Source organism: Kitasatospora sp. GAS204B (genome assembly GCF_029892155.1).
Taxonomy (GTDB): Bacteria; Actinomycetota; Actinomycetes; order Streptomycetales; family Streptomycetaceae; genus Kitasatospora.
This window is the reverse complement of record NZ_JARZAG010000036.1, coordinates 12,807-28,284: the sequence shown is the minus strand read 5'-3', so window position 1 is coordinate 28,284 and position 15,478 is coordinate 12,807. Positions and strand designations below refer to the sequence as shown.

1 protein-coding gene is annotated in these 15,478 nt (G+C 74.1%); it reads right to left on the bottom strand.

Translation table 11 applies throughout. The annotated features are described in order from the left end of the window. Positions 1-62: 62 nt before the first annotated feature. The gene (locus P3T41_RS33030; protein WP_348533717.1) at positions 63-15,473 is read right to left on the bottom strand and encodes a type I polyketide synthase; all 15,411 of its coding nucleotides are present in this window, start codon (positions 15,471-15,473) and stop codon (positions 63-65) included. Positions 15,474-15,478: the final 5 nt, after the last annotated feature.

Here is a 15,478-nt window from a genome sequence, read left to right as displayed (position 1 = left end):
GCGCTGCCCATTCGGATCGTCGGGGTAGGGGGTGGGGGTGCGGAGCACGGCGGGCACGCCGCTCAGCCCCTGCCGAACTTCTTGTCGATGTAGTCGAAGATCTCGTCGTCGCTGGCCTCGTCGATGCCCGCCGCGTCCGCGCTCTCGTCGGCGCCGCGAGCGGCGTTCCAGCTCGCCAGCAGGGTCTGCAGGCGGACCGCGATCTGTGCGTGGGCGGCGTCGTCAGGGGCGACGGCGGTGTGCTCGTCCGCGCTGAGCGAGGCGACTGCCGCCTCCAGCCGGTCGAGCTCCTCGAGGAGTTGGGGCGCCGCCGGCTCGCCGGCCGGAGCCAGCTCGGCCAGCAGGAACTCGGCCAGCAGGGTGGGCGTCGGGTGGTCGAAGACCAGGGTCGCGGGCAGCCGCAGCCCGGTGGCCTCGGTCAGCCGGTTGCGCAACTCGACGGCGGTCAACGAGTCGAAGCCCAGCTCGCGGAAGGCCTGCCCGGCACCGACCAGCTCCACCGAGGTGTAGCCGAGCACGGCCACCACATCGCCACGCACCAGATCGAGCACCAGTCGTCGCTGCTCGGTCGTCGACAGGCCGGCCAACTTCTGTGCCAGCGTGGCCTGCTCGACCTCGGCCGGGGCCGCGCTCGCGACCGCACGACGGGCCGGCATGCGGACCAGACCCTGGAACGGCCCGGGCAACGCGTCAGGCACCGTCGCCAGCGCACGCAGCGCCCGCAGGTCCAGGTGCATCGGCACCAGCACCGGCTCGCCGCTGACCGCGAGGGCGTCGTCGAAGAGGGCCAGTCCCTGCTCGGCGGTCATCGGGAGCACCCCGCCGCGCGCCGACCTGGCCAGGTCCACCTCGCTCAACCGGCCTGCCATGCCCCGCCGTTCGGCCCACATGCCCCAGACCAGCGAGACCGCGGCCAGGCCCTGGGCGTGGCGGTGGCGGGCGAGTGCGTCCAGGAAGACGTTGGCCGCACCGTAGCTGCCCAGCCCCGCGCCGCCCAGCGTGCCGGCGGCGGCCGAGAAGAGCACGAACGCGTCCAGGTCCAGGTGCGCGGTGAGTTCGTGCAGGTGCACCGCCGCGTCCACCTTGGGGCGCAGCACCCGCTCGACCCGCTCGGGGGTGAGCCCGCCGATCACGCCGTCGTCCAGCACGGCGGCGGTGTGCACCACGGCCGTCAGCGGATGCTCGGCGGGCACCTGGGCCAGCAGCTCGGCCAGCTCCTCGCGGTCGGCCACGTCACAGGCCGCCATCGTCACCTCGGCGCCCAAGTCACCCAGTTCGGCGACCAGTTCGGCCGCACCCTCGGCGGCGAGGCCACGCCGACCGGCCAGCAGCAGGTGGCGGACGCCGCGCTCGGTCACCAGGTGGCGGGCGAGCAGCGCACCGAGTCCGCCGGTGGCGCCGGTGATCAGCACCGTGCCCTCGGGGTTCAACTCGCCTGCTGTGGGCAGCTGTTCGTCGCTCGCGGCCGGACGGGCGACCCGGGCCAGCCTGGGCACCCGCACGGTGCCCGCGCGCAGCGCGAACTCGTGCTCGCCGCCGGCGACCGCGAGCGGCAGCAGGCGGCGGGACTCCTCGTCGTCGTCCAGGTCCACCAGCACGAAGCGGTCCTGGTTCTCGAGCCGGGCGGCCCGCACCAGGCCCCAGATCGGGGCGTGGACCAGGTCGATCGCCCCGTCACCGGAGCCGGCCGCCACCGCGCCGCTGGTCACCAGCACCAGGCGGGACGCGGCGAGCCGGTCGTCGGCGAGCACGCCCTGCACCAGGCCGAGGGCCTGTTGGGTCGCCGCGTGGACCTCGGCCGCGAGCTTCCCGCTGTCGCCCGGCGCTACCGGGAAGGCTGCGGGGAACGCCGCTGGGAAGGCCGCCACGACGGCGTCCGGTGCGGGCCGGCCGGCTGCGACGGCTGCGCTCAGCTCGGCCAGGTCGGCGTAGAACTCGGTCTGCTCACCGGTCAGTTCGAGCGTCGCCCCGATCTTGAGCTGGTCGGCGCCGAGCACCGCCCAGCTCGTGGCGCGACGGGTCGCGGCCGGCGCCGACTGCGACTGCGACTGCAGATGCGGCAGCGGCGTCCAGTCGACCCGGAAGAGCGCGTCGTGCCGACCGGCCGCCGTGCCCCGGCTGAGCTGCTCGGCCGAAACCGGGCGCAGTTCCAGCGAGTCCACCGAGGCGACCGGCGCACCCGAGCTGTCCGCCACGGTCAGCGACACCGCATCCGTACCCGTGGGCGTGAGCCGCACCCGCAGCGCCGAGGCGCCGGCGGCGTGCAGGGCGAGGCCGCGCCAGGCGAACGGGTGCCGGCTCTGCGGCTCGTCCCGGGCCGGGTCGGCCGTACCCGGTGCGGGGGTGAGCGCCAAGGCCTGCAAGGCGGCGTCAAGCAGCGCCGGGTGCAGGCCGTAGGCGCCCGCCTGCGGCTGCAGCTCCTCCGGCAGCTGGACGGTCGCGTAGATCGCGTCCTCGTGCTGCCAGGCCTTGCGCAGGCCCTGGAACGCGGGCCCGTAGCACAGACCGGCCAGCGCCAGCCGCTCGTAGCGGCCTTCGACCGGCAGCTCGACGGCCCCGGCCGGCGGCCACGCGGCGGCCGGGTCGAGCGGCGTGGCGAGGGTGGCGGTGGCGGTGGCAGTGGCGCTGGCCAGGGTGCCGCTCGCGTGCCGGGTCCACGGCTCGGCCGGCGCCGCCTCGTCGGGTCGCCCGTAGAGGTTCAGCGACCGGCGGCCCGCGCTGTCCGGACCGCCGACGACCAGCTGCAGCTGAAGCGCGGCCTCCTCGGGCAGCACCAGCGGCACCTCCACCGTCAGTTCCTCGACCAGGTCGCAACCCACCTGGTCGCCGGCCCGGATGGCGAGCTCGACGAACGCCGCCCCGGGCAGCACCACGGTGTCGCCCACCGCGTGGTCGGCCAGCCAGGGGTGGGTGCGCAGGGCGAGCCGGCCGGTGAACAGGAACCCGTCGGAGTCGGGCAGTTCGACGGCCGCGCCCAGCAGCGGGTGCTCGGCGGAGGCCAGGCCGGCCGAGGCGACATCCGCACCGGCGGCGCCGGCGGCAGCGGTCAGGGCGGGCTGCACCCAGTAGCGTTCGCGCTGGAAGGCGTAGGTGGGCAGGTCGATCCGGTGGGCGCCGGTGCCGGCGAAGTAGGCCGGCCAGTCGACGGCCGCGCCGTTCGCGTGGGCCAGGGCGAGCGCGGTCGTGATCGTCCGGGCCTCGGGGCGGTTGGCCCGCAGGGTCGGCGTGAAAGCGCTTTCCTCGGCGATGGCGCACTCCTGCGCCAGCGCGGTGAGGGTGCCGTCCGGGCCCAGCTCCAGGAAGGTGCGAACGCCCTCGCGCTCCAGGGTCACGATCGCGTCGGCGAAGCGGACGGCCTCGCGGACGTGACGCACCCAGTACTCGGGCGAGGTCAGATCGGCGGACTGGTCGAGAGTGGAGACGATCGGGATCTGCGGCGCGTTGAACGTCAACTCTGCGGCGATGGACCGGAACTCGGCGAGCATCGGGTCCATCAGCGGCGAGTGGAACGCGTGGCTGACGGTGAGGCGCTTCGTCTTACGGCCCTCGGCGGCCAGCTTCTCGGCCACCTCCAGGACGGCCGCCTCGGCACCCGAAAGCACCACCGAGGTCGGACCGTTGACGGCGGCGATACCGACGTCCGAGCGGTCCGCGAGGAACGGCAGCACATCCGTCTCGGCGGCCTGCACCGCCACCATCGCGCCACCCGAGGGCAGCGCCTGCATCAGACGACCACGCGCCGCCACCAGCTTCGCGGCGTCGCCCAGCGAGAACACACCCGCCACATGCGCGGCCGCCAGCTCACCGATCGAGTGACCCGCCAGGACATCGGGGCGCAGGCCCCAGGACTTCACCAGCCGGAACAGCGCCACCTCGACCGCGAACAGGGCGGGCTGCGTGTACGCGGTCTGGTCGATCAGCGCGTCGGCGTCCTTCAGCGGCGTCTCCAGGTGCCGGTCCAGCTCCGCGCAGACCGCGTCGTAGGCCGCCGCGAACGTCGGGAAAGCGCTGTACAGTTCGGCGCCCATGCCGAGTCGCTGGCTGCCCTGGCCGGTGAAGAGGAACGCGAGCTTGCCCGGCGTCCCCGTGCCCCGGACCGCACCGGTGGCCGCGTCGCCCGACGCCAACGCGCCGAGCGTGTTCAGGAGTTCCTCGCGGTCCTCGGCGACCAGCACCGCGCGGTGCTCCAGCTGAGCCCGGCTGGTCGCCAACGAGTAGGCCACATCGACCGGTTCGGTCTCCGGCCGGTCCGCCAGGAAGGTGCGCAGCCGCTCCGCCTGCGCTCGCAGCGCCGGCTCGGTGCGTGCGGAGATCACCAGCGGGAGGGCCGCCGGGGCCGGGGCTGCCGGCTCGGCCACCGCGTCCACAGCGGCGGCCGGTGCTTGCTCCAGGACGACGTGGGCGTTGGTACCGCTGAGACCGAAGGAGGAGACGCCGGCCCGGCGCGGCCGCCCGGTCTCCGGCCACACCTGGTTCTCCGCGAGCAGCGCCACCGCGCCCGCCGACCAGTCCACATGCGGGGTCGGCTCGTCGATGTGCAGGCTCTGCGGCAGCACACCATGGCGCATCGCCAGCACCATCTTGATGATGCCCGCGACACCAGCGGCGGCCTGGGTGTGACCGATGTTCGACTTGATCGAGCCGAGCCAGAGCGGCCGGTCGACCGCCCGGTCCTGCCCGTAGGTGGCCAGCAGAGCCTGGGCCTCGATCGGGTCACCCAGCTTGGTGCCGGTGCCGTGCGCCTCGACCGCGTCGACCTGGTCCGCCGTCAGGCCTGCGTTGGAAAGCGCTTGCCGGATCACCCGCTGCTGCGAGGGACCGTTCGGGGCGGTCAGACCGTTGCTGGCTCCGTCCTGGTTGACAGCGCTTCCACGCACGACCGCGAGCACCGGGTGCCCGAGGCGCTGAGCCTCGGAGAGCCGCTCCACGAGCAGCATGCCGACACCCTCACCCCAGCCCGTACCGTCCGCGCCACCGGCGAACGGCTTGCAACGCCCGTCGGCGGCCAATCCGCCCTGGCGACTGAACTCCACGAAGGCACCCGGCGAGGACATCACCGTCACACCACCGGCCAGCGCCATCGTGCACTCGCCGCTGCGCAGCGCCTGCGCCGCCAGGTGCAGGGCGACCAGCGAGGAGGAGCACGCGGTGTCAACCGTGACCGCCGGGCCCTCCAAGCCGAAGGTGTAGGAGAGCCGGCCGGAGACCACACTGGCGGCGTTGCCGGTGCCGAGGAAGCCCGCGAGGTCGTCGGAGGCGTCCATGGCCAGCTGGAGGTAGTCCTGGCCGTTGGTGCCGACGAAGACGCCGGCCCGGCTGCCGCGCAGCGTGGCCGGGTCGATGCCGGCCCGCTCGAACGCCTCCCAGGAGGTCTCGAGCAACAGCCGCTGCTGCGGGTCCATCGCCAGCGCCTCACGCGGCGAGATGCCGAAGAAGGTCGGGTCGAACTCCGCGACCTCGTAGAGGAATCCGGCGCTGCGGGTGTGCGAGGAGTGTGCCTCGTCGGTGTCGGTGTCGAACAGCGACGCCAGGTCCCAGTCGCGGTCCGTCGGGAATCCGGAGATCGCGTCGCCGCCGGAGACCAGCAGTTGCCAGAGGTCCTCGGGCGAGCCGACACCGCCGGGGAAGCGGCAGCTCATCGCAACGATCGCGATCGGCTCATCATCCACCGCGGTCGGCGCGGCGGCGGTCGGAGTGGCCACCACCCCGCCGAGCAACTCGTCGCGCAGGTGGTCGGCCAGCGCGGCCGTGGTCGGGTAGTCGAACACCAGGGTGGCGGGCAGCACCAGTCCGGTCGCGGTGCCCAGCAGGTTGCGGAACTCGACGGCGGTGAGCGAGTCGAAGCCGAGTTCGCGGAACGCCTTGCCGACCTCGACGGACTCCGGGTTGCTGTAGCCGAGCACGGCCGCCACGTTGCCGCGCACCACGTCGAGCAGCGCGCGCCGCTGCTCGACCTCGGGCAGCGCGGCCAGGCGCTGCGCGAGCGCACCGGCTCCACCGGAGGTGGCGATGGCGTCGGGGGTGGCCGCCTCGATCGCCGCGCGGGCCTCGGGCAGCCCGTCGAAGAGGCGGCTGGGCCGGGCGGCGACGAAGGCCGGGGCGAACTGCGCCCAGTCCAGGTCGGCAGCGGTCACCGCAATGTCCCCGACGGAGAGCGCGCGGTGCAGGAAGGCCAGTCCCAACTCCGGTGCCATGGTGTGCAGGCCGCCGCGGCGCAGGCGCTCGGCCAGCGCCTCGTCGGCGGCCATGCCGCCCTGTGCCCAGGGGCCCCAGGCGATCGAGGTGGCGGGCAGGCCGTCGGCGCGGCGCTGCTCGGCGAGCGCGTCCAGATAGGCGTTGGCGGCCGCGTAGTTGGCCTGACCGGCGCTGCCGACGACACCGGCGATCGAGGAGAAGAGCACGAACGCGCCCAGGCTGCTGGTGAGTTCGTGCAGGTTGCGGGCGGCTTCCACCTTGGGACGGGCCACGACAGCGAACCGCTCGGCCGTCTGGCCGTCCAGCACGCCGTCGTCGAGCACGCCGGCGGTGTGGAAGACAGCCGAGACCTGGTGGGCCGCCAGCAGCTCAGCCAGCGCCGCACGGTCGGCCACGTCGCACGCCACGACGGTCGCGGCCGCGCCCAACTCGGCCAGCTCGGCGACCAGTTCCTCCGCACCAGGGGCCTGCGGGCCGCGTCGGCCGACCAGCAGCAACTGCTCGGCACCGTTGCGGGCCAGCCAGCGCGCCACCTCGGCGCCCAACGCCCCGGTGCCACCCGTCACCAGCACCGTGCCGGACGGCTGCCAGGCGACCGCCTCACTGCGCGGGGCGCGCAGCAGGCGGCGAGCGAGGGCACCGGACGCGCGGACGGCGACCTGGTCCTCACCACCGGCCCCGCCCAGCACGCCGGCCAGGCGGGACAGCGCACGGTCGTCCAGGTTCTCGGGGAGGTCGATCAGACCGCCCCAGCGGTCGGGGTGCTCCAGCGCCACTACCCGGCCCAGGCCCCAGAGTTGGGCCTGCTCGGGGTTCGCCAGCCGCTCGGCGGACCCGGTAGCGACCGCACCTCGCGTCACGCACCACAGCGGCGCCGCGATCGCGGCATCGCCCAGCGCCTGCACCAGCGCGAGCGTCCCGGCCACGGCCAGCGCCTCGTCCAATCCGAGCAGCGAGAGCACGCCCGCCACCGGGTCGGCGCCGGCCGCCTGCCGCAGGCGCTCGGCGAGCGGGGCGCGCTCGGCCTCCGCCGCGGTGAGGTCGATCCGCTGCACCGCGACGCCGCGATCGGTCAGCAGGCGCAACGTGTCCAGCACCGCGGCGTCCTCGGCGGCGCCGACCGGCACCGCCACCAGCCAGCGGCCCGCCGGGCCGCCATGGCCGGCGTCGGCGATCGGCTGCCAACCGGCCTGGTAGCGCCAGCCGTCCACGGTGGAGCGGTCGCGCTGCTGCCGGCGCCAGGCCGACAGCGCGGGCAGCAGCGAGCCCAGCGGCCCTTCGCTCCGGGCCTCGACGGCGAGCGCCGCCGCGAGGGTGTCCAGGTCGCCGCGCTCCACCGCGTCCCAGAACTCCGCGTCCACCGGGTCGGTCGCCGTGCTGCCGGAGGTCGGCGCCGCAGACTCCAGCCAGTACCACTCGTGCTGGAATGCGTAAGTCGGCAGGTCCACCCGGCGGGCATCCCGGCCGGCGAACACCGCCGTCCAGTTCACGGCCACGCCACGGGTGTGCAGCGCGGCGAGCGCGGTGGTCAGCGCGCGGGCCTCGGGGCGGTCGGCGCGCAGGGTAGGCGCGAAAGCGCTTTCCTCAACGGTGGCGCAGTCCTGGCCCATCGCCGAGAGCACCCCGTCCGGGCCCAACTCGACGAAGGTGCGGACGCCTTGGCCCTCCAGGGTGGCGATCGCGTCGGCGAACCGGACGGCCTCGCGGACATGGCGCACCCAGTACTCGGGGGACGTCAGGTCGGCGGACTGATCGAGCGTGGAGACGATCGGCAGCTTCGGCGCGTTGAAGGTCAACTCCGTGGCGACCGCGCGGAACTCGGCCAGCATCGGGTCCATCAGCGGCGAGTGGAACGCGTGGCTGACGGTGAGGCGCTTGGTCTTGCGGCCCTCGGCCGCGAGTTGAGCCGTGATCTCCAGGACAACCGCCTCGGCGCCCGAAAGCACCACCGAGGCAGGCCCGTTGACGGCGCCGACACCGACGTCCGAGCGGCTCGCCAGCAGCGGCAGCACCTCGTCCTCGGTCGCCTGCACCGCCACCATCGCGCCACCCGAGGGCAACGCCTGCATCAGACGGCCACGCGCCGCGACCAGCTTGGCAGCATCGGCGAGTGACAGGATGCCCGCCACGTGCGCGGCGGCCAGCTCGCCGATCGAGTGACCCGCCAGGACGTCCGGGCGGATGCCCCAGGACTCGACCAGCCGGAACAACGCCACCTCGATCGCGAAGAGCGCGGGCTGGGTGTACGCGGTCTGGTCGATCAGCGTGTCGGCGTCCTTGAGCGGCATCTCCAGGTGCGGGTCCAGCTCCGCGCACACGGCGTCGTAGGCGGCCGCGAACACCGGGAAAGCGCTGCACAGTTCGGCGCCCATCCCCGCCCGCTGGCTACCCTGCCCCGTGAACAGGAACGCGAGCTTGCCCGGCGTCACCGTGCCCCGGAGCACACCGGCCGCCGCGTCACCCGACGCCAACGCGCCCAGCGCGCCCAGGAGTTCCTCACGGTCCTCGGCGACCAGCACCGCGCGGTGCTCCAGCTGGGCCCGGGTGGTCGCCAACGAGTAGGCCAGGTCGGCCGGTCCGCCGGTCGGCCGATCCGCCAGGAAGGCGCGCAGCCGCGCGGCCTGGGCCCGCAGCGCGTCGCTGTCCTTCGCTGACAGCAGCCAGGGCAGCACGGTCGTGCGCACCGGCTCGGCGGCGGCCCGGGCCGGCTCGGCAGCCTCGGGGGCCTGCTCGAGGACGGTGTGCGCGTTGGTGCCACTGATGCCGAAGGAGGAGATCGCCGCGCGGCGCGGGCGGCCGGTCACCGGCCAGGGGCGCGCCTCGGTCAGCAACTCGACCGCGCCGGACGACCAGTCGATGGTCGGCGACGGCTCGTCCACGTGCAGGGTGCGCGGCAGCACACCGCTGCGCATCGCCATCACCATCTTGATGATGCCCGCGACACCGGCGGCGGCCTGGGTGTGCCCGATGTTGGACTTGATCGAGCCGAGCCAGAGGGGCTCGTCCTGTGCCCGCTCGCGGCCGTAGGTGGCGAGCAGGGCCTGGGCCTCGATCGGGTCGCCCAGCGTGGTGCCGGTGCCGTGCGCCTCGACCGCGTCGACCTCAGCGGGTGTCAGCCCCGCGCTGGAGAGCGCTTGCCGGATCACCCGCTGCTGGGACGGGCCGTTCGGCGCGGTCAGACCGTTGCTGGCGCCGTCCTGGTTGACGGCCGAACCGCGCACCACGGCGAGCACCGGGTGCCCGAGGCGCTGCGCGTCGGAGAGCCGCTCGACCAGCAGCATGCCCGCGCCCTCGCCCCAACCGGTGCCGTCGGCGGCGGCGGCGAAGGACTTGCAGCGGCCGTCGGCGGCCAGGCCGCGCTGGCGGCTGAAGTCGACGAAGGTCTCGGGCGTCCCCATCACGGCCACGCCGCCGGCCAGCGCCATCGTGCACTCGCCGGTCCGCAGCGCCTGGATCGCCCAGTGCAGCGCGACCAGCGAGGAGGAGCAGGCCGTGTCCACCGTGACCGCCGGGCCTTCGAGGCCGAAGGTGTAGGCGACACGTCCGGACACGATGCTGCCGGAGTTGCCGGTGCCCAGGTAGCCCTCGACGCCCTCGGGCAGTTCGCTGATCCCGCTGGTGTAGTCGTGGTACATCAGGCCGGCGAAGACGCCGGTCCGGCTGCCGCGCAGGGTGGCCGGGTCGATGCCCGCGCGCTCGAACGCCTCCCAGGAGACCTCCAGCAGCAGCCGCTGCTGCGGGTCCATGGCGAGCGCCTCGCGCGGCGAGATGCCGAAGAAGGACGGGTCGAACAGGCCCGCGTCGTGCAGGAAAGCGCCTTCACGGGCGTACGAGGTGCCCTGGTGGTCCGGGTCCGGGTGGTAGAGACCGTCCAGGTCCCAGCCACGGCCGGTCGGGAAGCCGGAGACCGCGTCCTCACCCTCGAAGACCAGCCGCCACAGGTCCTCCGGCGAGGCCACCCCGCCCGGGTAGCGGCAGGCCATGCCGACGATCGCGATCGGCTCGTCGTCCGCCGCCGTGAACACCGGGCCTGCCACGGCCGTCTCGGCCTCGTCGCCCAGCAGCTCGGCCCGCAGGAAGGCGGCCAGCGCGAGCGGGCTCGGGTAGTCGAAGACCAGCGTCGCCGGGAGCCGCAGGCCGGTCACACCGTTCAGCTCGTTGCGCAGCTCGACGGCGGTCAGCGAGTCGAAACCCAGCTCCTTGAACGCCCGGCTGCCCTCGACGGCACTCGCGTCCGGGTAGCCGAGCACGGCCGCCACCCGGGCGCGCACCAGGTCCAGCAGCGCGGCCTCGCGCTCGCCCGCAGGCAGTGCCAGCAGGCGGGTGGCCAGCTCGGAGCCGCCGGCTTGGAGTGCGCGCGCGGCCCGGCGGGCGGGCGCCCGCAGCAGCCCGCGCAACAGCGGCACGATCTCCCGTGCTGGGTCCTTGCTCAACGCCGCCAGGTCCAGCCGCATCGGGATCAGGGTCGCGGTGTCCGCGCCGAGGGCGGCGTCGAACAGCGCCAGGCCTTCGGCGGCGGCCAGCCCCTGGACGCCGGAGCGCGCCATCCGGTCGACGTCGCCGTCCCCGAGCGCGGCGGCCATCCCGGCGCCTTCGGCCCACAAGCCCCAGGCGAGCGAAGTAGCAGCGAGCCCCTGGGCCCGGCGCTGCTCGGCCAGGGCGTCCAGGAAGACGTTGGCGGCGGCGTAGTTGCCCTGGCCCGGACCGCCGAAGGTGCCGGCGGCGGACGAGAAGAGCACGAACGCGCTCAGGTTCTCAGTGAGTTCGTGCAGGTTGAGCGCCGCGTCCAGCTTCGGACGCAGGACGGTGTCGAGCCGCTCGGGAGTGAGCGAGGAGACGATTCCGTCATCCAGCACACCGGCGGTGTGCACCACAGCCGACACCGGATGCGCCGCCAACAGCTCGGCCAGCGCGTCACGGTCCGCCACGTCGCACGCGGCGACCGTCGCGGCGGCACCCGACTCGGCAAGCTCGGCCACCAGTTCGGCCGCACCCGGCGCATCCGCACCACGGCGCGAGACCAGCAGCAGGCTGCGCACTCCGTGCTCCGCCACCAAGTGGCGAGCCACCAGACCACCCAGGGTGCCGGACGCGCCAGTCACCAGGACCGTGCCGTCAGCGTCGAAGACCGGCGCCGACTCGACGGCAGCGGTGGCACGGGCCAGGCGGGGCACCCGTACGGCGCCCGCGCGGACGGCGAGTTCCGGTTCGTCGGTCGCCAGCATGCCCGCCAGGAGGGCACCGGAGGCACCGTCGGCGTCAAGGTCGAGCAGCACGAACCGGCCGGGGTTCTCGGACTGCGCCGAGCGCACCAACCCCCAGAGCGGGGCGTGCACCAGGTCGTTGAGACCAGTCGCGTCGGCGGCCACCGCACCTCGGGTCACCAGCACCAGGCGGGAGTCCACGAAACGTTCGTCCGCCAGCCACTCCTGGACCACAGCGAGCACACGGTGCAGGACGGAGCGGACAGTTGACGCAGTGTCAGTCTCGGTGCCTGCGTCCAGTGCGAGGAAGACCACCTCGGGCACGGCCAGACCGCTGTCCACCGACGCACCCAGCGCCGCCAAATCGACGAAAGCCGGCGCACCGAACGTCGCTGCGCCCAGCGCGGCCCAGTCGCCGGCCGACCCGGTCGAGACCGCGAGTGGCTGCCACGCCACGCGGAACAGCGAATCCGTGAACCCGCCACCGGCAGCGCGCACCTGCTCCTCGGACACCTCGCGCAGCACCAGCGAATCGACCGCGGCCACCGGCCGACCGGTCTCGTCGGCCAGTTCCAGCGCGATCGCGTCCGGTCCGGTGCGCGACAGGCGGGCGCGCAGCACGGCGGCGCCCGAGGCGTGCAGGGTGACGCCGTTCCAGGAGAACGGGAGCCGGCCGCGCCCGGTGTCGTCCAGCAGGGTGCCGATGCCCACCGCGTGCAGCGCGGCGTCCAGCAGCGCGGGGTGCAGGCCGAAGGCGGCCGCGCTGTCGCGGGCCTCCTCGGGCAGCGCCACCTCGGCGAACACCTCGTCCGCTCGCCGCCAGGCCGCCCGCAGGCCGCGGAAGAGCGGCCCGTAGCCGAAGCCGGCCGCGCTGAGCCGCTCGTACAGGTCGGTCACGTCGACGGCGTCCGCGCCGGCCGGCGGCCAGGCGGTCAGCTCGAACGACGGCTCGGCAGCCGTGCCCGGTGCGAGCACACCGGTGGCGTGCCGGGTCCACGGCTCTTCCGCCGGGGCGTCCTCCGGACGGGAGTGCAGGCTCAGCGGTCGCCGACCCGACTCGTCCACCGCGCCCAGGGCCAGGCGTAGTTGGACGCCGCCGTGCTCGTGCAACACGAGCGGCGCCGCCAGGGTCAGCTCCTCCAGCACCGAGCAGCCCACCTGGTCGCCGGTGCGGATCGCCAGCTCGACGAATGCGGTCCCCGGCAGCAGGATCGAGCCCAGCACGGCATGGTCGGCCAGCCACGGGTGGGTCTGCACCGAGAGCCGGCCGGTGAACACCAGGCCGTCCCAGTGCGGGAGTTCGACGCTGGCGCCGAGCAGCGGGTGCCCGGCGGCGGTGAGCCCGAGCGAAGCCGGGTCGCCCGTCGAGGTGCCGCCTTCGAGCCAGTAGCGCTGACGCTGGAACGGGTAGGTGGGCAGGTCGATCCGGCGGGCGCCGGTGCCGGCGAAGACCGCCGACCAGTCCACGGCCAGGCCGCGCGCGAAGCCCTGGGCCAGGGCGGTGGTCAGCGCGCGGGCCTCGGGGCGGCCGGCCCGCAGGAGAGGCGTGAATGCGCTTTCCTCGGCGGTGGCGCAGTCCTGGCCCATCGCCGAGAGCACCCCGTCCGGGCCCAACTCGACGAAGGTGCGGACGCCTTCGCGCTCCAGGGTGGTGATCGCGTCGGCGAAGCGGACGGCCTCACGGACGTGGCGCACCCAGTACTCGGGGGACGTCAGGTCGGCGGACTGGTCGAGCGTGGAGACGATCGGCAGCTGCGGCGCGTTGAACGTCAACTCCGCGGCGATGGCGCGGAACTCGGCCAGCATCGGGTCCATCAGCGGCGAATGGAACGCGTGGCTCACGGTGAGCCGCTTGGTCTTGCGCCCCAGCTCCGCCAGCTGTCCGGCGACCTCCGACACGGCCTGCTCAGTACCCGAAACCACCACGGAGGTGGGCCCGTTGACGGCGGCGATGCCGATCTCGTGCTCGCGGCCCGCCAGCAGCGGCAGCACCTCCTGCTCGGTCGCCTGCACCGCCACCATCGCACCACCCGAAGGCAGCGCCTGCATCAGACGACCACGCGCCGCCACCAGCTTCGCGGCGTCGGCCAAGGACAGGACACCCGCGACATGCGCGGCGGCCAGCTCACCGATCGAGTGCCCGGCCAGGAAGTCCGGGCGCAGGCCCCAGGATTCGACGAGGCGGAACAGCGACACCTCGATCGCGAACAGCGCGGGCTGGGTGTACGCGGTCTGGTCGATCAGCGCCGAAGCATCCTTCAGCGGCGTCTCCAGGTGCCGGTCCAACTCCGCGCACACGGCGTCGTACGCCACCGCGAACGCCGGGAAAGCGCTGTACAGCTCCGCGCCCATCCCCGCCCGCTGGCTGCCCTGCCCGGTGAACAGGAACGCCGACCGGCCCTCGACGACGGCGCTCTCGACGACGTTGCCCGCCGGCTCCCCCGCCGCCAGCGCGGCCAGCCCGCTCAGCAGTTCTTCGCGCTCGCCGGCCACGACCACCGCACGACGCTCCAGCGCCGCCCGACCCGTCGCCAACGAGTGCGCCACATCCACCAGTTCGGCGTCCGCGACGACCGGCAGCAGCCGCTCGGCCTGCTCCCGCAGCGCACCCGCGTCCCGCCCCGACAGCACCACCGGCAGCACCGAGGGCGACGCCGCCGGCTCGGCCACCGGCTCCGCCTCGGCCGACGGCGCCTGCTCCAGGATGGTGTGCGCGTTGGTGCCGCTCACGCCGAACGCCGAGATGCCGACCCGGCGCGGCTCGCCGGTCTGCGGCCACCCGGTGGTCTCGGTCAGCAGCGAGACCGCGCCCGCCGACCAGTCCACATGGGGCGACGGCTCGTCCACGTGCAGCGTCTTCGGCAGCACGCCGTGCCGCATCGCCATGACCATCTTGATCACACCGGCGACACCCGCCGCCGCCTGGGTGTGACCGAGGTTGGACTTGAGCGAGCCGAGCCAGAGCGGCCGGTCGGCCGCCCGCTCCTGCCCGTAGGTGGCGAGCAACGCCTGGGCCTCGATCGGGTCGCCCAGGGTGGTGCCGGTGCCGTGCGCCTCCACCGCGTCGACCTGATCGGCCGTCAGCCGGGCGTTGGACAGCGCTTGCCGGATCACCCGCTGCTGCGACGGCCCGTTCGGCGCCGTCAGACCGTTCGAAGCACCGTCCTGGTTGACCGCCGAGCCGCGCACGATGGCGAGGATCGGGTGCCCGTTGCGGCGGGCGTCGGAGAGCCGCTCGACCAGCAGCATGCCGACGCCCTCGGACCAGCCGGTGCCGTCGGCCCCGGCGGCGAAGGCCTTGCACCGGCCGTCGGCGGCCAGCCCGTGCTGCCGGCTGAACTCGACGAACACGTCCGGGGTGGCGAGCACCGTCACGCCGCCGGCCAGCGCCAGCGAACACTCGCCGTTGCGCAGCGCCTGGACGGCCAGGTGCAGCGAGACCAGCGAGGAGGAGCAGGCGGTGTCGACCGTGACGGCCGGCCCCTCGAAGCCGAAGGTGTAGGAAACCCGGCCGGAGACCACCGCCGCCGCGTTGCCGGTCAGCAGGTAGCCCTCGACGCCGTCCGGCAGTTGGTCGGTCACGCCCGCGTAGCCGGAGGCGGAGGCCCCGACGAAGACGCCGGTCCGGCTGCCGCGCACCGTCTCCGGGTCGATACCGGCCCGCTCGAAGGCCTCCCAGGAGGTCTCGAGCAGCAGCCGCTGCTGCGGGTCCATGGCCAGCGCCTCGCGCGGGCTGATGCCGAAGAACGCCGGGTCGAACCGGTCGGCGCCGGCCAGGAACCCGCCGCCACGGGCGTAGAAGGTGCCCTGGCGGTCGGGGTCCGCGTCGTACAGGTCGGCCAGCTGCCAGCCGCGGTCGGCCGGGAACTCGCCGATCGCGTCCACGCCCTCGGCGACCAACCGCCACAGCGCCTCCGGTGACTCCACGCCGCCGGGGAAGCGGCAGCTCATCGCGACGATCGCGATCGGCTCCTTGGAAGCCGCGATCAGCTGCTGGTTCTGCCGGCGCAGCCGCTCGGTCTCCTTGATGGAGGCCCGAAGCGCGGCAACGACTTTTTCGTTCGGCGTGGTCATCATGG

Bases quoted from the DNA above. Each gene is read 5' to 3' on its own strand.
- P3T41_RS33030 (WP_348533717.1), bottom strand. From the start codon at position 15,473: ATGACCACGCCGAACGAAAAAGTCGTTGCCGCGCTTCGGGCCTCCATC.